19 protein-coding genes are annotated in these 18,287 nt (G+C 53.4%); 16 read left to right on the top strand and 3 right to left on the bottom strand.

Annotated features, from left to right (window positions below):
• Nucleotides 1-137 precede the first annotated feature (137 nt).
• The gene (locus JSN25_RS20565; protein ID WP_085047803.1) at nucleotides 138-1,316 is read left to right on the top strand and encodes an MFS transporter; all 1,179 of its coding nucleotides are present in this window, start codon (nucleotides 138-140) and stop codon (nucleotides 1,314-1,316) included.
• On the opposite strand, the gene flk is transcribed toward JSN25_RS20565, so the two are convergent.
• Nucleotides 1,313-2,320, bottom strand: a complete 1,008-nt coding sequence (gene flk / locus JSN25_RS20560; protein WP_069323375.1) for a flagella biosynthesis regulator Flk — start codon at nucleotides 2,318-2,320, stop codon at nucleotides 1,313-1,315. The two genes, JSN25_RS20565 and flk, sit on opposite strands and share 4 nt — an antisense overlap.
• Nucleotides 2,321-2,428: 108 nt before the next feature.
• On the opposite strand from flk, the gene pdxB reads away from it, so the two are divergent.
• The 15 genes from pdxB (at nucleotide 2,429) to hisP (ending at nucleotide 16,772) form a co-directional block, all read left to right on the top strand.
• Nucleotides 2,429-3,565: a 4-phosphoerythronate dehydrogenase PdxB gene (gene pdxB, locus JSN25_RS20555; protein WP_204525306.1), complete on the top strand. Its 1,137-nt coding sequence runs from the start codon at nucleotides 2,429-2,431 to the stop codon at nucleotides 3,563-3,565.
• A gap of 67 nt (nucleotides 3,566-3,632) precedes the next feature.
• Nucleotides 3,633-4,646, top strand: a complete 1,014-nt coding sequence (locus JSN25_RS20550; RefSeq protein ID WP_121529323.1) for an aspartate-semialdehyde dehydrogenase — start codon at nucleotides 3,633-3,635, stop codon at nucleotides 4,644-4,646.
• Complete coding sequence (gene truA, locus JSN25_RS20545) at nucleotides 4,646-5,458, top strand: tRNA pseudouridine(38-40) synthase TruA (RefSeq protein WP_038642347.1); 813 nt, start codon at nucleotides 4,646-4,648, stop codon at nucleotides 5,456-5,458. The genes JSN25_RS20550 and truA overlap by 1 nt, the downstream gene beginning before the upstream one ends.
• A 24-nt stretch (nucleotides 5,459-5,482) precedes the next feature.
• Entirely contained in the window at nucleotides 5,483-6,142 is a 660-nt protein-coding gene (locus tag JSN25_RS20540) for a DedA family protein (protein ID WP_003028140.1), read from the top strand.
• Nucleotides 6,143-6,291: 149 nt separating this feature from the next.
• Complete coding sequence (accD, locus tag JSN25_RS20535; protein ID WP_038642345.1) at nucleotides 6,292-7,206, top strand: acetyl-CoA carboxylase, carboxyltransferase subunit beta; 915 nt, start codon at nucleotides 6,292-6,294, stop codon at nucleotides 7,204-7,206.
• Nucleotides 7,207-7,474: 268 nt separating this feature from the next.
• The gene (folC, locus tag JSN25_RS20530) at nucleotides 7,475-8,743 is read left to right on the top strand and encodes a bifunctional tetrahydrofolate synthase/dihydrofolate synthase (RefSeq protein WP_085047807.1); all 1,269 of its coding nucleotides are present in this window, start codon (nucleotides 7,475-7,477) and stop codon (nucleotides 8,741-8,743) included.
• Nucleotides 8,733-9,401 carry a cell division protein DedD gene (gene dedD / locus JSN25_RS20525; protein WP_038642341.1) on the top strand — a complete coding sequence of 223 codons (669 nt, stop codon included), beginning with the start codon at nucleotides 8,733-8,735 and terminating at the stop codon, nucleotides 9,399-9,401. The genes folC and dedD overlap by 11 nt, the downstream gene beginning before the upstream one ends.
• 202 nt (nucleotides 9,402-9,603) lie before the next feature.
• On the top strand, nucleotides 9,604-10,092 hold the full coding sequence (gene cvpA / locus JSN25_RS20520; protein ID WP_005129678.1) for a colicin V production protein: 489 nt from the start codon (nucleotides 9,604-9,606) through the stop codon (nucleotides 10,090-10,092).
• A gap of 33 nt (nucleotides 10,093-10,125) precedes the next feature.
• The gene (gene purF, locus JSN25_RS20515) at nucleotides 10,126-11,643 is read left to right on the top strand and encodes an amidophosphoribosyltransferase (RefSeq protein WP_005129677.1); all 1,518 of its coding nucleotides are present in this window, start codon (nucleotides 10,126-10,128) and stop codon (nucleotides 11,641-11,643) included.
• 97 nt (nucleotides 11,644-11,740) lie between these two features.
• Nucleotides 11,741-12,310, top strand: a complete 570-nt coding sequence (locus JSN25_RS20510) for a UbiX family flavin prenyltransferase (RefSeq protein WP_038642336.1) — start codon at nucleotides 11,741-11,743, stop codon at nucleotides 12,308-12,310.
• Between the two features lie 285 nt (nucleotides 12,311-12,595).
• Complete coding sequence (gene argT, locus JSN25_RS20505) at nucleotides 12,596-13,378, top strand: lysine/arginine/ornithine ABC transporter substrate-binding protein ArgT (RefSeq protein ID WP_006683634.1); 783 nt, start codon at nucleotides 12,596-12,598, stop codon at nucleotides 13,376-13,378.
• Nucleotides 13,379-13,625: 247 nt separating this feature from the next.
• Entirely contained in the window at nucleotides 13,626-14,408 is a 783-nt protein-coding gene (gene hisJ / locus JSN25_RS20500; protein ID WP_003028120.1) for a histidine ABC transporter substrate-binding protein HisJ, read from the top strand.
• Nucleotides 14,409-14,594: 186 nt separating this feature from the next.
• Nucleotides 14,595-15,281: a histidine ABC transporter permease HisQ gene (locus tag JSN25_RS20495; protein WP_038642334.1), complete on the top strand. Its 687-nt coding sequence runs from the start codon at nucleotides 14,595-14,597 to the stop codon at nucleotides 15,279-15,281.
• Nucleotides 15,278-15,985: a histidine ABC transporter permease HisM gene (gene hisM, locus JSN25_RS20490; protein WP_038642332.1), complete on the top strand. Its 708-nt coding sequence runs from the start codon at nucleotides 15,278-15,280 to the stop codon at nucleotides 15,983-15,985. The genes JSN25_RS20495 and hisM overlap by 4 nt, the downstream gene beginning before the upstream one ends.
• Before the next feature lie 13 nt (nucleotides 15,986-15,998).
• Nucleotides 15,999-16,772 (top strand): histidine ABC transporter ATP-binding protein HisP, encoded by a 774-nt coding sequence (gene hisP / locus JSN25_RS20485; RefSeq protein ID WP_204525305.1) that lies wholly within the window; start codon nucleotides 15,999-16,001, stop codon nucleotides 16,770-16,772.
• Between the two features lie 33 nt (nucleotides 16,773-16,805).
• On the opposite strand, the gene JSN25_RS20480 is transcribed toward hisP, so the two are convergent.
• Nucleotides 16,806-17,321: a GNAT family N-acetyltransferase gene (locus tag JSN25_RS20480; protein WP_074458484.1), complete on the bottom strand. Its 516-nt coding sequence runs from the start codon at nucleotides 17,319-17,321 to the stop codon at nucleotides 16,806-16,808.
• Between the two features lie 71 nt (nucleotides 17,322-17,392).
• Nucleotides 17,393-18,286 (bottom strand): TIGR01777 family oxidoreductase, encoded by an 894-nt coding sequence (locus JSN25_RS20475; RefSeq protein WP_199950621.1) that lies wholly within the window; start codon nucleotides 18,284-18,286, stop codon nucleotides 17,393-17,395.
• Nucleotide 18,287: the final 1 nt, after the last annotated feature.

Here is an 18,287-nt window from a genome sequence, read left to right as displayed (position 1 = left end):
ACAGGCAGACTCCAGCTTCAACATTATCCTCTTGATAATGCGTAAGCGTTTAACGTTATCCAACGCACCTTAATCCTGAAAGTCAGGTAGAGGGGGCGTGGGCATTCCTCGCCTTACTCTGCATTTTGGAGTAACGCATGACAGCAGTAACCCAACAAAAAAAAACACCGTCGGCGAACTTTTCGCTGTTTCGTATCGCTTTTGCGGTTTTCCTGACCTACATGACGGTCGGTCTGCCTTTACCCGTCATTCCTCTGTTTGTGCACCACGAGCTGGGCTATGGCAATACCATGGTCGGTATCGCCGTAGGCGTACAGTTTCTGGCAACGGTCTTAACGCGAGGTTATGCCGGACGCTTAGCCGATCAATATGGCGCTAAACGTTCGGCGCTACAGGGGATGTTTGCCTGTGCGCTGGCGGGCGCGGCGTGGCTTTTAGCCGCGCTATTACCTGTCTCTGTCCCGGTGAAATTTGCGTTGTTGATTGTCGGACGTCTGATCCTCGGCTTTGGCGAAAGCCAACTGCTCACCGGAACGCTGACCTGGGGGCTGGGGCTGGTTGGCCCAACGCGTTCCGGTAAGGTGATGTCGTGGAACGGGATGGCGATTTACGGTGCGCTGGCTGCCGGTGCGCCGTTGGGCTTGCTGATCCATAGCCACTTCGGCTTCGCGGCGCTGGCGGGAACCACGATGGTATTACCGCTGCTGGCCTGGGCATTCAACGGCACCGTTCGTAAAGTGCCTGCGCATGCCGGGGAGCGACCTTCACTGTGGAGCGTGGTCGGGCTTATCTGGAAACCGGGCCTGGGTCTGGCATTGCAGGGCGTGGGTTTTGCCGTCATCGGTACGTTTATTTCGCTTTATTTTGTCAGCAATGGCTGGACGATGGCGGGATTCACCCTGACCGCGTTTGGCGGGGCATTTGTGCTGATGCGCATTCTGTTTGGCTGGATGCCGGACCGGTTCGGCGGCGTGCAGGTCGCCGTTGTTTCATTGCTGGTTGAAACTGCGGGTCTGATCCTGCTGTGGCAGGCTCCCTCTGCCTGGGTTGCTCTGCTCGGGGCGGCATTAACCGGGGCCGGATGTTCGCTTATCTTCCCGGCATTGGGCGTTGAGGTTGTGAAGCGAGTGCCCGCGCAGGTTCGCGGTACGGCGCTGGGCGGTTACGCCGCATTTCAGGATATCTCCTACGGCGTAAGCGGTCCTGTCGCCGGGGTGCTGGCCACCGCGTACGGCTATCCCTCGGTATTCCTTGCCGGGGCGATATCCGCCGTGGTGGGAATTGTTGTGACGTTGCTGACTTTGCGAAAAGGCTAAGCGACCAGCCAGAAAATGGCTAACGCAATCATCAAGGCAATAAATATCAGTCCCGGTCGTGTCGACAGTGATTTAACCGTTTCAATCATCGGCGCGAACGGGCTGTAAATGGGCTGAGGATGGCGCGGATCGTTTAATTCCTGCTCCCGGTCACGTTCCACGCGGCGCAGGAAGATTTGGTTCAGCAAGTCCAGCACCTGAACCGTGGTCAGAATCGATTGTGGCTGGATCTGATACGTCTGCTGCGCGTACTCTTTGATTGCCGTCAGCTCATTCGGCTCTAACGGCAACTTCAGCGCCGCCTGCAGCGTTTGTAAGGTCGGGGCAGTTTGCAGACTGAGCGTCTGGCGCGCCTGCAGCCAGGTGACCAGATGCGAAAATTGTTTGGCGGGGATTAACTCTCCGCTTTTTACCCCAGACAGCTCCAGCATAGACTGCCAGATCATCTTACCGGATTCGCCCGTGGCCGCCGCCAGTTTGGTCACCAACTGGTTCAGCGTATTGTGCTCTGCGGGGAGTAACGGACGATCGGTAGCCGGACGCTGCTGCGGCTGCGGTATCGAAAGCTGACCTTGTTGTAACAGGGTCAGCACGTTCTTCAATTGCTCGGGCGTGAGTTGGCTAAGCGCCGTCTGCCCGTACTGCTGGCGGATAAAATCACTCACCGCCTGACGGTTATTTCCCTGACTCAATAGCTCCGTGAGCTGCGACAGCACCTGACGATTAGCATGGTTCTGTTGTGCGACTTCCAGCCGCTGGTTCAAATTTTGTTCGGCGGCGGGAAAGTGACGTGACTGCAACGGTGTATCACTTTTGACGCCCAGATCGTGTTTCATTCCGGCCCACACCTCAGCGCTTTGCTGCTGAGTGAGCGAAATCAAACGGGTAATCAGTCGTTCCAGCACGGTACGTTGTATCGTGGATAACGGTTGCTCACCTGCAACGGAGGGGGCATTTTGGCCTTCGCCGGGAGGGCGAGCGGGCGTACCTGAAATGGGCTGCATCGTCTCTGTTCCTTAAATCTGTGCTGACCAGGTCTCGCAGTATGCCTGGCGGCGAGATTATGGCACACTTGCCCGGTTAACTCTCGTTCTCAAACAGGTGCGAAAGACGTGAAAATCCTCGTTGATGAAAATATGCCCTATGCCCGCGAACTGTTCAGTCGTTTGGGGGAGGTCAAAGCGGTTCCTGGTCGTCCGATTCCCGTTGCCGAACTGGATGATGCGGATGCCTTAATGGTGCGCTCGGTGACGAAAGTCAATGAATCACTGCTCAGCGGAAAACCGGTTAAATTTGTCGGTACGGCAACCGCAGGCACGGACCATGTGGATGAAGCCTGGCTTGCGCAGTCGGGAATCGGTTTTTCCGCAGCGCCCGGATGTAATGCGATTGCGGTCGTAGAATATGTTTTTTCAGCGTTGCTGATGCTGGCGGAGCGCGACGGTTTTGCGTTACGCGATCGTACCGTGGGCATCGTCGGTGTTGGTAACGTGGGCGGACGTTTGCAGGCGCGACTGGAAGCGCTGGGGATCCGTACCTTGCTGTGCGATCCGCCGCGGGCCGATCGCGGTGATGAGGGCGATTTCCGCTCGCTGGACGAACTGGTACAGCAGGCCGATGTGTTGACTTTCCATACGCCGTTATTTAAAGACGGTCCGTACAAAACGCTGCACCTTGCGGATGACGCGATGATGAGTCGGCTGAAGCCGGGCACCATTCTGATCAACGCCTGCCGGGGGCCGGTTATCGACAATACGGCATTACTGAATCGGCTTAACGCCGGGCAGACGCTGAGCGTGGTGTTGGATGTCTGGGAAGGCGAGCCGGATCTCAATGTGGCGTTGCTGGAGAAAGCCGATATCGGCACGGCGCACATTGCCGGGTATACCCTGGAAGGAAAAGCGCGTGGGACCACGCAGGTCTTTGAGGCCTATAGTAAGTTTATTGGTCGCGAACAGCACGTTGCGCTGAACACCCTGTTACCTGCGCCGGAATTTGGGCGTATCACGTTGCATGGCCCGTTAGATCAGCCAACGCTGAAAAGGCTGGCGCATTTAGTGTATGATGTGCGCCGCGATGATGCGCCGCTGCGTAAAGTCGCTGGAATTCCGGGTGAGTTTGATAAACTGCGTAAAAATTATCTTGAGCGCCGTGAATGGTCGTCTTTATACGTGATGTGTGACGACGCAACGGCTGCCGCCTTGCTGTGTAAGCTGGGTTTTAACGCGGTTCATCACCCGGCACATTAATGTCTTCTTAATGCTCCCTGTCGAATAATGCGACAGGGACGCTTATGTATTTCTGGAGTAAATCACCATGTCTGAAGGCTGGAACATTGCCATTCTGGGCGCAACGGGCGCCGTAGGCGAAGCCCTGCTCGATACGCTGGCTGAACGCCAGTTCCCGGTCGGTGAAATTTATGCGCTGGCGCGTAACGAAAGCGCTGGCGAGCACCTGCGTTTTAACGGTAAATCGGTCATTGTTCAGGATGTTGCAGACTTTGACTGGACGCAGGCACAACTGGCATTTTTTGTCGCTGGCGCTGAGGCCACCGCTGCATGGGTGGAAGAAGCAACCAATGCCGGTTGCCTGGTTATCGACAGCAGTGGTCTGTTCGCACTTGAGCCTGACGTTCCGCTGGTGGTTCCGGACGTTAACCCGTTCGTGTTGGCAGATTATCGCAACCGCAATGTGATTGCAGTCCCTACTAGCCTGACCAGTCAACTGTTGTCTGCGTTGAAACCGCTGATTGATGACGGTGGTCTTTCACGTATTACGGTGACCAATATTCTGTCGGCCTCCGCGCACGGTAAAAAAGCGGTGGATGCGTTGGCAGGGCAAAGTGCGAAACTGCTCAATGGTATCCCGATTGACGAAGACGATTTCTTTGGTCGCCAGTTGGCATTCAATATGCTGCCGCTGCTGCCAGATCGCGAAGGTAGCGTGCGCGAAGAGCGTCGTATCGTCGATGAAGTGCGCAAAATTATGCAGGATGACGGTCTGCTTATCTCCGCTAGCATCGTACAGTCACCGGTATTCTACGGTCACGCGCAGATGGTGAATTTTGAAGCCCTGCGTCCGTTGGCGGCGGAAGAAGCGCGCGATGCGTTTTCTCGCGCTGAAGACGTGGTGTTGTCGGAAGAGACCGATTTCCCGACTCAGGTTGGCGATGCGTCTGGTACCCCACATCTTTCCATCGGCTGTGTACATAACGATTACGGTATGCCGGAGCAGGTTCAGTTCTGGTCCGTGGCAGACAACGTACGCTTTGGCGGCGCGTTGATGGCGGTGAAAATTGCGGAAAAACTGGTGCAGGAGTATCTGTACTAATGTCGGACCTGCAACAGCCGCTACCCCATAAGATTGCGCTGGGCATTGAGTATGACGGCAGCAAATATTATGGCTGGCAGCGCCAGAACGAAGTGCGTAGCGTTCAGGAAAAGCTGGAAAAAGCGCTTTCTCAGGTCGCGAATGAGCGTATCAATGTCTTTTGTGCGGGGCGCACGGATGCGGGCGTTCATGGCACAGGCCAGGTCGTACATTTTGAAACGCACGCTGTGCGTAAAGATGCCGCCTGGACGTTGGGCGTAAATGCGAATTTACCTGGTGACATCGCCGTGCGCTGGGTGAAAGCTGTACCTGATGATTTTCATGCCCGATTCAGCGCCACGGCTCGCCGTTATCGCTACATCATCTACAATCATCGGTTGCGCCCTGCGGTTTTGGGCAAAGGGGTAACCCATTACTATGAGCCGCTGGATGCTGAACGTATGCATCGTGCAGCCCAATGTCTGATCGGCGAAAATGATTTTACCTCGTTTCGTGCGGTGCAATGCCAGTCGCGCACGCCGTGGCGTAACGTGATGCACATAAACGTTGAACGTTTTGGCGCATATGTGGTGGTGGATATTAAAGCGAATGCCTTTGTACATCATATGGTCAGGAATATTGTCGGTAGCCTGATGGAAGTAGGCGCCAACAACCAGCCGGAGAGCTGGATAGCAGAACTGTTAGCGGCGAAGGACAGAACGCTGGCAGCGGCAACGGCGAAAGCGGAAGGACTGTATTTGGTCGCGGTAGATTACCCTGACCGGTTCGACCTGCCAAAACCGCCAATGGGCCCGCTATTTCTGGCGGACTAATTTGAGTCGTATAAAGGCAAAACTATGGATCTGATTTACTTTCTTATCGATTTTATTCTGCACATTGATGTGCACCTGGCGGAGCTGGTCGCGGAATACGGTATCTGGGTATACGCGATTCTGTTTCTGATCCTGTTTTGTGAAACCGGGCTGGTAGTGACGCCGTTCCTGCCGGGAGACTCGCTGCTGTTTGTTGCCGGCGCGCTTTCTGCGCTGCCAACTAACGATCTCAATGTTCATCTGATGGTGGCGTTGATGATTGTGGCTGCGATTGTCGGCGATGCGGTGAACTACACGATTGGCCGGTTGTTCGGTGAGAAACTCTTTAGTAACCCGAACTCCAAAATTTTTCGTCGCAGCTACCTGGATAAAACCCATGCGTTCTACGAGCGTCATGGCGGGAAAACGATTATCCTGGCGCGTTTCGTGCCTATCGTGCGTACATTTGCGCCATTTGTTGCCGGTATGGGACACATGTCCTACCGCCACTTTGCGATGTATAACGTTGTAGGCGCGCTGCTGTGGGTATTGCTGTTCACCTATGCAGGCTATCTGTTTGGCGATCTGCCAATAGTTCAGGAAAACCTGAAATTATTGATTGTGGCGATTATCGTCCTTTCCGTATTGCCGGGCGTGATAGAAGTGATTCGTCATAAACGGGCTGCGTCACGGGCTGCAAAATAGAAAGTAACTCAGCGGTTCGACCACTTTTTTATCCAAAGTTTCGGGCTGTTATGTTTTAATGTGCAACATTCATGGTCTGTTAGGGGCAAAAATGGCATTATGCGCCCCTTATAACAAAGCTGACTAGGGTTCAGGCAGAAAGGTCACCAATGAGCTGGATTGAACGAATTAAAAGCAACATTACTCCCACCCGCAAGGCAAGCATTCCTGAAGGGGTGTGGACCAAGTGTGATAGCTGCGGTCAGGTTTTATACCGTGCTGAGCTGGAACGTAATCTTGAGGTCTGTCCGAAGTGTGACCATCATATGCGCATGTCGGCGCGCAATCGCCTGCATAGCCTGTTAGATGAAGGTACTCTTGTGGAACTGGGTAGCGAACTTGAGCCGAAAGACGTGCTGAAGTTTCGTGACTCCAAAAAGTACAAAGACAGACTGGCCTCAGCACAGAAAGAAACCGGCGAGAAAGATGCGCTGGTGGTGATGAAAGGCACGCTTCATGGCATGCCGGTCGTTGCGGCTGCATTCGAGTTCGCGTTTATGGGCGGCTCCATGGGTTCTGTCGTCGGTGCGCGTTTCGTCCGTGCCGTTGAGCAGGCGCTGGAAGACAACTGCCCGCTGATCTGCTTCTCCGCTTCTGGCGGGGCGCGTATGCAGGAAGCGCTGATGTCTCTGATGCAAATGGCAAAAACGTCTGCTGCGCTGGCGAAAATGCAGGAACGCGGTTTACCGTACATTTCTGTACTGACCGACCCAACGATGGGCGGTGTTTCCGCAAGCTTCGCGATGCTGGGCGATCTCAACATTGCCGAACCGAAAGCGCTGATTGGCTTTGCGGGTCCGCGTGTTATTGAGCAAACCGTACGTGAGAAACTGCCGCCGGGATTCCAGCGCAGCGAGTTCCTGATTGAAAAAGGCGCTATCGATATGATCGTCCGCCGTCCGGAAATGCGCCTGAAACTGGCAAGCATTCTGGCGAAGCTGATGAATCTTCCGGCGCCGAATCCGGATGAGCCGCGTGAAGGCGAAGTGGTACCTCCGGTACCCGATCAGGAATCAGAGTCCTGATAATATACTCTATGGATTTCGAGTTGCAGGTAGGCGGCAAGAGAGTTCATCCCGATGAGCTTGCACAGGCAAGTGATTCGGGTGAACGACAAATCTGCCGGGAGCAGATTTGAACGCCGCATGCGGCGGCCCCGAAGGGGGAGGCCCAGGGATGGGCCGAGTAATCCGCAGCCAACAAGCCTGCAGCTTGAAAGACGACGAGTACAAAAGGGCAGGGCCAGTTGGCGCTGCCTTTTGCTTTTCTCAACGTAAAGAATCTACAGGCATCATGGACAATAAACGTATTCCTCAAGCCGCGTCGCCTCTGGCGTCGTGGCTTTCTTATCTGGAAAACCTGCACAGTAAAACCATCGATCTGGGCCTTGAGCGCGTCAGCCAGGTGGCGCGTAAATTGGGCGTGTTGAAACCCGCGCCATTTGTCTTTACGGTGGCGGGCACCAACGGAAAAGGCACGACCTGCCGTACGCTGGAATCGGTGCTGACCGCAGCAGGTTATAAAGTCGGAGTATACAGTTCGCCGCATCTGGTGCGTTACACGGAACGCGTGCGCGTGCAGGGGGGGGAACTGCCGGAATCCGCGCATACTGCCTCGTTTGCTGAGATTGAAGACGCACGTGGCGATATTTCATTGACCTATTTTGAATACGGTACGCTATCGGCGCTCTGGTTGTTTAAACAGGCTCAGTTGGACGTAGTCATTCTGGAAGTGGGGTTAGGCGGTCGCCTTGACGCGACGAATATCGTCGATGCCGATGTTGCGGTCGTCACCAGTATTGCGCTTGATCATACCGACTGGCTGGGCCCGGATCGCGAGAGCATTGGTCGTGAGAAAGCGGGGATTTTCCGCGCAGAGAAACCGGCCATCGTTGGTGAACCTGAAATGCCATACACTATTGCGGATGTGGCGCAAGAGTGCGGGGCGATTTTGCAACGCTGTGGTGTGGACTGGCGCTATACGGTAACGGATAACGACTGGTCCTTTACGGACACTCACGGCACGTTGGCGCATCTGCCATTGCCACAGGTTCCACAACCGAACGCCGCGACCGCACTGGCTGCGCTGCGTGCCAGTGGTCTTGACGTCAGCGAGCAGGCAATTCGTGACGGAATCAAACAGGCGATTTTACCGGGGCGCTTCCAGATTGTGAGCGAGTCGCCGCGGGTGATTTTTGATGTTGCCCATAACCCGCATGCGGCGGAATATCTGACCGGACGTCTGAAAAAGTTAGTGAAAAGCGGGCGTGTACTTGCAGTTATCGGTATGCTACATGATAAAGATATTGCCGGTACGTTGGCCTGGTTAAAAAGCGTGGTCGATGCCTGGTACTGCGCGCCACTGGAAGGGCCGCGTGGCGCAACGGCAGAACAGCTGTTAGAACATCTGGGCAAAGGTGAAGCCTATGACAGCGTGGCGCAGGCATGGTCTGCGGCACTGGCCGAGGCGAAGCCAGAAGATACCGTGTTGGTGTGTGGATCGTTTCACACTGTCGCACATGTCATGGAAGTGATAGACGTGGGGAGAAGCGGTGGCGAGTAAGTTTCAGAATCGATTAGTTGGCACAATTGTGCTGGTCGCGCTTGGGGTGATTGTGCTCCCCGGGCTGCTTGACGGGCAAAAAAAACATTATCAGGATGAGTTTGCTGCGATCCCTCTGGTGCCCAAACCGGGCGATCGCGACGAGCCGGACATGATGCCTGCGGCAACGCAGGCGCTGCCAACGCAACCGCCTGAAGGGGCGGCAGAAGAGGTGCGCGCGGGCGATGCCGCCGCGCCATCGTTGGATCCGTCGCGTATGACAACGGCAAGTAGCGCGGAGTTAGATCCTGTCCCCGTACCTGTTGAACCGCCGAAACCTAAACCGAAGCCGCAACCCGTTGTCGCCACACCGGCGCCAACGCCTGCGCCAGCTCCAGCGCCGAAACCGGTCGCTGAAGAAGCGCCAGCCCCGACCGGCAAAGCGTATGTTGTGCAGCTCGGCGCGCTGAAAAATGCGGATAAGGTCAATGAGATCGTGGGTAAACTTCGTGGCGCGGGCTTCCGGGTATATACTTCCCCGTCAACGCCGGTACAGGGTAAAATAACCCGCATTCTCGTCGGCCCTGACGCCTCCAGAGATAAGCTGAAGAATTCGCTGGGCGAGCTACAGAAGATCTCCGGTCTGAGTGGGGTTGTGATGGGATATACCCCTAATTAAGGGGCTGTTTCATGCAGGCCGGAGACGGTGTTTTCACCGTCTCCGGCCAGTGCCCGAAGAGGCATAAAACCGTATGGCGTTGAAGATTTTTTCAGCGCCATTTTTATTTACGCGTGGAAAGGAAATCCCTACGCAAACGTTTTCTTTTTCTGTTAGAATGCGCCCCGAACAGGACGACAGGGCGTAAAATCGTGGGACACTTATGGTCTGGATTGATTACGCCATTATCGCGGTGATTGGTTTTTCCTGTCTGGTTAGCCTGATCCGTGGCTTTGTTCGTGAAGCATTATCGTTGGTGACTTGGGGTTGTGCTTTCTTTGTCGCCAGCCATTACTACACTTACCTGTCTGTCTGGTTTACGGGCTTTGAAGACGAACTGGTTCGAAATGGGATTGCTATCGCGATACTGTTTATCGCGACACTTATCGTCGGCGCTATCGTTAACTTTGTGATAGGCCAACTGGTAGAGAAAACAGGTCTGTCGGGTACCGACAGGGTGTTGGGGATTTGCTTCGGTGCTCTGCGAGGAGCGCTGATCGTCGCCGCCATACTGTTCTTTCTCGATACGTTTACCGGTCTGTCGAAAAGTGAAGACTGGAGTAAGTCGCAGCTGATCCCGCAGTTCAGTTTCATCATCAGATGGTTCTTTGACTATCTGCAAAGCTCGTCAAGTTTCTTGCCCAAAGTATAAACTTTGGGTCGTTGCTGAACGAGGAAAAGACGTATGTGCGGTATTGTCGGTATCGCCGGTGTTATGCCGGTAAACCAGTCGATTTATGACGCGTTAACGGTGCTCCAGCATCGTGGTCAGGATGCTGCGGGCATCATCACTATTGATGCCAACAACTGCTTCCGCTTGCGTAAAGCAAACGGAATGGTGAGCGATATTTTTGAAGCGCGCCATATGCAGCGTTTGCAGGGCAATATGGGCATCGGTCATGTGCGTTACCCAACGGCTGGCAGCTCCAGCGCCTCCGAAGCTCAACCTTTTTACGTCAACTCACCGTATGGCATCACGCTTGCCCACAATGGCAACCTGACCAATGCGCATGAGCTGCGGAAAAAGCTGTTTGAAGAAAAGCGCCGCCACATCAATACCACTTCAGATTCTGAAATCCTGCTGAATATTTTCGCCAGCGAGCTGGATAACTTCCGCCATTATCCACTGGAAGCAGACAATATTTTTGCTGCCATTGCGGCAACCAACCGCCAGATCCGCGGGGCCTATGCCTGCGTGGCGATGATTATCGGCCACGGTATGGTCGCCTTCCGCGATCCTAACGGCATTCGCCCGCTGGTGCTGGGTAAACGTGATATCGGCGATGGTCGCACCGAGTATATGGTCGCCTCCGAGAGCGTGGCGCTGGATACGCTGGGCTTTGAATTCCTGCGCGACGTTGCGCCTGGCGAAGCGGTATACATCACCGAAAAAGGCCAACTGTTTACCCGCCAGTGCGCCGATAACCCGGTCAGCAATCCGTGCCTGTTCGAATACGTTTACTTTGCGCGTCCTGACTCCTTTATCGACAAGATTTCCGTCTACAGCGCCCGTGTGAATATGGGAACTAAGCTCGGCGAAAAAATTGCCCGCGAGTGGGAAGATCTGGATATCGACGTGGTGATCCCGATTCCGGAAACCTCCTGCGATATCGCGCTGGAAATCGCCCGTATTCTCGGCAAGCCGTATCGTCAGGGGTTTGTGAAAAACCGCTACGTAGGGCGTACCTTTATCATGCCGGGCCAGCAGCTGCGTCGTAAATCCGTGCGCCGTAAACTGAATGCCAACCGTGCGGAGTTCCGTGATAAGAACGTGCTGCTGGTGGATGACTCTATCGTACGTGGCACCACCTCAGAACAGATTATCGAGATGGCGCGTGAAGCCGGAGCGAAGAAAGTGTATCTGGCCTCTGCCGCACCGGAAATCCGCTTCCCGAACGTTTATGGCATCGATATGCCTACCGCGACGGAGCTGATTGCTCATGGTCGCGAAGTGGACGAAATTCGCCAGATAATCGGCGCAGACGGGCTTATCTTCCAGGATCTCAACGATCTGATTGAAGCGGTCCGCGCTGAGAACCCGGATATTCAGCAGTTTGAATGTTCAGTGTTTAATGGCGTCTATGTCACCAAAGACGTTGACCAGCAGTATCTCGATTTCCTTGACTCCCTGCGTAATGACGATGCCAAAGCGATATTGCGTCAGAATGAAGCGGAAAACCTTGAGATGCACAACGAAGGTTAATGTTTGCTCGCAAGCAAGGGCGCAACCCGCACCCTTGCTTGCAACTCCCCGTAAATTCCTGCAAAGTCGGCCCTGAAGCAAGCAAGGGCGATTAAACATGAAACGACTCATCATTGGTATTTCTGGCGCAAGTGGAGCGATTTACGGCGTGCGCCTGCTGCAGGTTTTGCGTGACGTTACTGATGTGGAAACCCATCTGGTGATGAGCGCCGCTGCCCGGCAGACGCTGGCGCTGGAAACGGATCTCTCTGTGCGCGACGTGCAGGCTCTGGCGAATGTGACTCACGATACGCGCGATATCGCCGCCAGCATTTCGTCTGGCTCTTTTCAGACCGCCGGGATGGTTATCCTGCCCTGTTCAATTAAAACCCTTTCTGGCATCGTGCATAGCTATACCGATGGGCTGCTCACCCGTGCGGCTGACGTGGTATTGAAAGAACGTCGCCCGCTGGTGCTGTGCGTGCGTGAAACGCCATTGCATCTGGGGCATTTGCGGCTGATGACGCAGGCGGCGGAAATTGGGGCGGTGATTATGCCGCCTGTCCCGGCGTTTTATCATCGCCCGCAAACGTTAGATGATGTGATTAATCAAACGGTTAATCGTGTCCTTGACCAGTTTGATATTTCCCTTCCTCAGGACCTCTTCACCCGCTGGCAAGGGGCGTAAGCCGTTCCATCAGCGTGCAAAGAAACATCTGTTGCCCTGTTTCAGGGCAATTTTGTAACCGCGATCATATCCTCAACATTTAATTCGTCAAAACTCAACGAAACGCTGCGTTTCAACCGTCAGACCTGCTATCTTCAAAATCAGGACAATATTGCAACGTTTTATTAACATATTTAACGTCGAATATCCTCAACGACGCGAAAATGGCATAAGACCTGCATGAAAAAGTCTGCAAACACAACACAACGTAAAACATAATAAAATTACGCCACTTGAGGGTTATGTATGAAGAAGACGGTTCTTGCTTTGTCTTTGCTGGTAGGACTTTCCGCAACCGCGGCCAGTTACGCAGCACTTCCGCAGACAGTTCGTATTGGTACAGATACCACCTACGCGCCTTTTTCCTCTAAAGATGCCAAGGGCGACTTTGTCGGCTTTGATATCGATTTAGGAAATGAGATGTGTAAACGCATGCAGATCAAATGCACCTGGGTTGCCAGCGACTTTGATGCGCTGATCCCGTCGCTGAAAGCGAAAAAAATTGATGCCATCATCTCCTCGCTTTCTATCACCGAGAAGCGTCAGCAAGAGATTGCCTTCTCAGACAAACTTTACGCCGCAGATTCTCGTTTGATCGCTGCGAAAGGTTCTCCGATTCAACCGACTCTGGACTCCCTCAAAGGTAAACATGTAGGCGTACTACAAGGCTCAACTCAGGAAGCCTATGCCAATGATAACTGGCGCAGCAAAGGCGTGGATGTGGTGGCCTATGCGAACCAGGACCTGATCTATTCTGACCTGACGGCGGGCCGTCTGGATGCGGCATTGCAGGATGAAGTCGCGGCCAGTGAAGGTTTCCTTAAACAGCCGGCAGGCAAAGACTACGCTTTTGCCGGTCCTTCAGTTAAAGATAAAAAATACTTTGGCGACGGAACCGGGATTGGCTTGCGCAAAGATGATGCGGAGCTGAAAGCGGCTTTCGATAAAGCGCTGGGCGAACTGCGCAAAGACGGCACCTACGACAAGATGGCGAGTAAGTATTTTAACTTTAATGTCTACGGCGATTAATTCATCGACGTGGGGAGTTGGCTGCACCATGGCGGGTAACCATTATGGTGCATCATATATTCAGTGCACTGTTTTGGTGCCTTTATCGCTGACTTAATAAGCATGAGTGCATACTTAAGCGCTTTTCATGCAAATAAATACCGCCGACAAGGTAGAATGCTTTGCCTTGTCGGCCTGATTAATGGCACGATAACTGCACCTGGTCCTGTAAAGATCCCCTATAAAAGACAGTCTGTTGAGGATAGTTATGAAAAAACTGGTGTTGTCTCTTTCTCTGGTCCTGGCTTTCTCCAGTGCTACCGCAGCATTTGCAGCCATTCCGCAAAAAATTCGTATCGGCACCGATCCTACTTATGCGCCGTTCGAATCGAAAAATGCGCAGGGTGAATTAGTCGGTTTTGATATCGATCTGGCTAAAGAGCTATGCAAACGTATTAATACACAATGTACCTTCGTGGAAAACCCGCTGGACGCGCTGATCCCTTCGCTAAAAGCGAAGAAAATCGATGCGATTATGTCTTCGCTTTCCATTACTGAAAAACGTCAGCAAGAAATCGCGTTTACCGACAAACTTTATGCAGCCGACTCGCGTCTGGTTGTTGCTAAGGATTCTGCTATTCAGCCGACCATTGAGTCGCTGAAAGGCAAACGTGTCGGCGTGCTGCAGGGCACCACTCAGGAAACGTTCGGCAACGAACACTGGGCGCCAAAAGGTATTGAAATTGTCTCCTATCAGGGACAAGACAACATCTATTCTGACCTGACTGCCGGGCGTATTGACGCCGCATTCCAGGATGAAGTCGCTGCCAGCGAAGGCTTCCTGAAACAGCCAGTTGGTAAAGATTACAAATTCGGCGGCCCGTCTGTGAAAGACGAGAAATTGTTTGGCGTGGGTACCGGTATGGGGCTGCGTAAAGATGATAACGAGCTGCGCGAAGCACTGAATAAAGCCTTTGCGGAGATGCGCGCTGACGGCACTTACGAGAAGCTGGCTAAAAAGTACTTCGATTTTGATGTTTATGGCGGTTAATCACCGCAGGTGCTGATAAAGCCCGTAGATTTTTGACGCGTTGAATTTATGTCTGATGGCGCTGTGCTCATCCGGCCTACGTTGATTTTGTAGGCCGGATAAGGCAACGCCGCCATCCGGCATTTAACGGTGAGTCTGAAATCAAAAGAGGCTTATTACTCCACCACACACGACAGGACAGGCAGCATGTTGTATGGCTTTTCAGGTGTTATTTTACAGGGCGCAATTGTTACGCTTGAGCTGGCTCTCAGCTCAGTGGTGCTGGCGGTTCTGATAGGCCTTGTCGGCGCGGCAGCAAAACTGTCGCAAAGCCGGGCGTTGGGGCTTATTTTCGAAGCGTACACCACGCTTATCCGCGGCGTGCCCGATCTGGTCTTAATGTTGCTCATCTTCTATGGATTACAAATCGCGCTGAATACCATTACCGATGCAATGGGGGTCAGCCAGATTGATATCGATCCGATGGTAGCAGGGATAATCACGCTCGGATTTATCTACGGGGCTTACTTTACCGAAACGTTCCGCGGCGCGTTTATGGCTGTGCCCAAAGGCCATATTGAAGCTGCGACGGCATTCGGCTTTACCAGTTCACAAATATTTCGCCGCATTATGTTCCCGGCGATGATGCGCTATGCCTTACCGGGAATTGGTAATAACTGGCAGGTTATTCTCAAAGCCACGGCGTTGGTATCGCTGCTCGGTCTGGAAGATGTGGTGAAAGCCACTCAGCTTGCCGGGAAGAGCACCTGGGAGCCGTTCTATTTTGCCGTGGTGTGCGGGGTCATCTATCTGGTGTTTACCACAGTTTCTAATGGTGTGCTGCTGTACCTTGAGCGCCGTTACTCCGTGGGTGTGAAGAGGGCTGACCTGTGATTGAGATAATTCAGGAGTACTGGAAATCCTTGCTGTGGACGGACGGTTACCGCTTTACCGGTGTGGCAATTACTTTGTGGTTGTTGATCTCGTCGGTGGTGATGGGCGGCATACTGGCGCTGTTTTTGGCGATTGGTCGCGTTTCCAGCAATAAATTTATCCAGTTCCCGATCTGGTTATTTACCTATGTTTTTCGTGGCACGCCGCTGTATGTACAGCTGCTGGTGTTTTATTCCGGGATGTATACGCTGGAGATAGTCAAAGGAACGGACTTCCTCAACGCGTTTTTCCGCAGCGGATTGAATTGCACCGTACTGGCGTTGACGCTGAATACCTGTGCCTATACGACGGAGATTTTCGCCGGGGCGATTCGTTCTGTGCCACATGGTGAGATTGAAGCCGCGCGCGCTTACGGTTTCTCGTCATTCAAACTGTATCGCTGCATAATTTTGCCTTCCGCGCTGCGTATTGCGCTGCCGGCATACAGCAATGAAGTGATTTTAATGCTGCACTCCACGGCGCTGGCGTTTACCGCCACGGTGCCTGATTTGTTGAAAATCGCCCGCGATATCAACTCGGCAACGTATCAACCGTTTACCGCTTTTGGTATTGCCGCGGTGCTGTATTTGATTATTTCGTATGTCCTGATCAGTCTGTTCCGTAAAGCGGAAAAACGCTGGTTGCAGCATGTATCCTCTAAATAATTCGAGTAACACGATGCCTGAGAATAAATTAAACGTTATCGATTTACATAAGCACTACGGCGAACATGAAGTGCTGAAAGGGGTATCGCTGCAAGCTAATGCGGGTGATGTTATCAGTATTATTGGTTCGTCTGGTTCCGGTAAAAGTACCTTTCTGCGCTGCATTAACTTTCTTGAAAAACCGAGCGCTGGTTCTATTGTCGTCAGTGGGCAGAACATTGGACTGGTGCGTGACAAAGACGGCCAGCTCAAGGTTGCGGACAAAAATCAACTGCGTTTGCTGCGCACAAGACTAACCATGGTCTTTCAGCACTTTAATCTGTGGAGCCACATGACGGTGCTGGAAAACGTCATGGAAGCGCCGATTCAGGTATTAGGATTGAGCAAGCAGGAAGCCCGCGCTCGTGCGGTGAAGTATCTGGCTAAAGTGGGCATTGATGAGCGAGCGCAGGGTAAATATCCGGTGCATTTGTCTGGTGGTCAGCAGCAGCGCGTTTCTATTGCGCGAGCGCTGGCGATGGAACCGGAGGTTTTGCTGTTTGATGAACCCACCTCGGCGCTTGACCCAGAGCTGGTCGGCGAAGTGCTGCGCATTATGCAGCAACTGGCCGAAGAGGGGAAAACCATGGTGGTCGTGACCCATGAAATGGGGTTTGCCCGAAATGTCTCCACGCATGTGATCTTTCTGCATCAGGGGAAAATTGAAGAAGAGGGCGACCCGGAGCAGGTATTCGGCAACCCGCAAAGCCCACGCTTGCAGCAGTTCCTCAAAGGATCGCTGAAGTAATTCAGTTGCCCGGAGGCGCTATGCTTTCCGGGCCTACCGCTTTAACGCATCGCACTCCAGGCGATAAACCCAGTCGTCGTGCGCTACCCCATTAATTTCATACGCTTTTTCCAGCACCTGCGTTCGTACAAAGCCCGTCTTTTCCAGAACACGTATCGACCCCTTATTCTCTGCCAGCACGTAAGCATTTATCGCCGTGACGCCAGCCTGCTCCAGGGCATACTGACACACCGCGCGCACGGCTTCGCTGGCAATACCTTTCCCCTGCGCATGCGGCATGAGGGCGTAACCGAGGTCGGCCTCATGCGGATAAAGATGACTGATTTGCAGACCAATATCGCCGAGCGGCGTCGGGTTGTTATGCTCGCGAATAACAAATGTGTGCTGTGCGGCAAGGCGTCTGGCGAATAACAGACGCGTATCCTTTGCTGGGGCGATGTCGCCCATATAGCGCATGACTTCAGGGCTTTCACGCAGTCTCTGGAAAAATGACCAGTCAGAAAATTGAAACAAAGAGAGGGTAAGACGGGGAGTCGATATTTTTGCCATAACGTCGCCATTGCGGAAGTCAGATCTATAACCTTACCATCGCAACGGCGAATGTGAATAGCGCTTAGCAACTATCGGATAACATCCGCTAGCGCCTCTTCTAAATCGTACCAACGAAACGCAAAACCGGACGCTTCCAGGCGTTTGGGTAACGCCCGCTGTCCGCCGAGAACCAGCACGGAAGACTCGCCCATCAGTAGACGTATTACGCTGGCGGGAACGCGCAGTATGGCTGGGCGGTTTAATGCATGACCCAGTGCGTGGGCAAACTGCTCATTGTGTACCGGGTACGGTGAAACCATATTGAAGGGGCCACGCAGATCGTTATCCAGCAGCCAGATAATGCCGTTGACCATATCATCAATATGGATCCAGGCCAGATACTGGCGTCCGTTACCAATCGGGCCGCCTAAACCAAGACGGAATGGCGGGACCATTTTCCCCAGAATCCCGCCAGCAGAGGCCAATACCACGCCGGTACGCAACATACACACGCGGGTTTTGTCACTTTGCGCGGTGCTGGCAATTTGCTCCCAGCGGGCGCACAGCTTATGGGTAAATTCGTTATGCGGCGGCTCTTCTTCCGTGACGACAACTTCGCCCAGATCGCCGTAGTAACCGGTAGCGGAACCGGATATTAACACCGCGGGCGGCGTCTCGCTGGCGTTGATTAAATCGACCAGTTTCTGCGTGATGCCCCAACGACTCTGGCACAGGCGCTCTTTTTGCTCAGCGCTCCAGCGCTTATCTGCAATAGGCTCTCCGGCAAGGTTAATCACGGCATCAATGTCATCGAGATTTTGCTGCTCTGCCAGCCCCTTCCATAACGTGACCCGAGAGTCGAGAATCTGACGCGCCTTATCAGGGGTACGTGTCACTACGGTTATCTGATGCCCCAGTTCGAGCAGGCGGGGGATCAGATGACGTCCAATCAGGCCAGTACCGCCGGTAATCAGAATCTGCATG

It is taken from the genome of Citrobacter cronae (assembly GCF_016893685.1).
Lineage (GTDB): Bacteria > Pseudomonadota > Gammaproteobacteria > Enterobacterales > Enterobacteriaceae > Citrobacter > Citrobacter werkmanii.
Note: the sequence above shows the minus strand (reverse complement) of the source record. Positions and strands in the feature narration are given on the sequence as shown.

Excerpts from the sequence above, each read along its gene's own strand:
- JSN25_RS20480 (WP_074458484.1), bottom strand. The coding sequence starts at position 17,321 with ATGGCAAAAATATCGACTCCCCGTCTTACCCTCTCTTTGTTTCAATTT.
- JSN25_RS20510 (WP_038642336.1), top strand. The coding sequence starts at position 11,741 with ATGAAACGACTCATCATTGGTATTTCTGGCGCAAGTGGAGCGATTTAC.
- argT (WP_006683634.1), top strand. The coding sequence starts at position 12,596 with ATGAAGAAGACGGTTCTTGCTTTGTCTTTGCTGGTAGGACTTTCCGCA.
- hisJ (WP_003028120.1), top strand. The coding sequence starts at position 13,626 with ATGAAAAAACTGGTGTTGTCTCTTTCTCTGGTCCTGGCTTTCTCCAGT.
- hisP (WP_204525305.1), top strand. The coding sequence starts at position 15,999 with ATGCCTGAGAATAAATTAAACGTTATCGATTTACATAAGCACTACGGC.
- purF (WP_005129677.1), top strand. The coding sequence starts at position 10,126 with ATGTGCGGTATTGTCGGTATCGCCGGTGTTATGCCGGTAAACCAGTCG.
- JSN25_RS20550 (WP_121529323.1), top strand. The coding sequence starts at position 3,633 with ATGTCTGAAGGCTGGAACATTGCCATTCTGGGCGCAACGGGCGCCGTA.
- JSN25_RS20475 (WP_199950621.1), bottom strand. The coding sequence starts at position 18,286 with ATGCAGATTCTGATTACCGGCGGTACTGGCCTGATTGGACGTCATCTG.
- folC (WP_085047807.1), top strand. The coding sequence starts at position 7,475 with ATGGACAATAAACGTATTCCTCAAGCCGCGTCGCCTCTGGCGTCGTGG.
- cvpA (WP_005129678.1), top strand. The coding sequence starts at position 9,604 with ATGGTCTGGATTGATTACGCCATTATCGCGGTGATTGGTTTTTCCTGT.
- JSN25_RS20565 (WP_085047803.1), top strand. The coding sequence starts at position 138 with ATGACAGCAGTAACCCAACAAAAAAAAACACCGTCGGCGAACTTTTCG.
- flk (WP_069323375.1), bottom strand. The coding sequence starts at position 2,320 with ATGCAGCCCATTTCAGGTACGCCCGCTCGCCCTCCCGGCGAAGGCCAA.
- JSN25_RS20495 (WP_038642334.1), top strand. The coding sequence starts at position 14,595 with ATGTTGTATGGCTTTTCAGGTGTTATTTTACAGGGCGCAATTGTTACG.
- JSN25_RS20540 (WP_003028140.1), top strand. The coding sequence starts at position 5,483 with ATGGATCTGATTTACTTTCTTATCGATTTTATTCTGCACATTGATGTG.
- truA (WP_038642347.1), top strand. The coding sequence starts at position 4,646 with ATGTCGGACCTGCAACAGCCGCTACCCCATAAGATTGCGCTGGGCATT.
- accD (WP_038642345.1), top strand. The coding sequence starts at position 6,292 with ATGAGCTGGATTGAACGAATTAAAAGCAACATTACTCCCACCCGCAAG.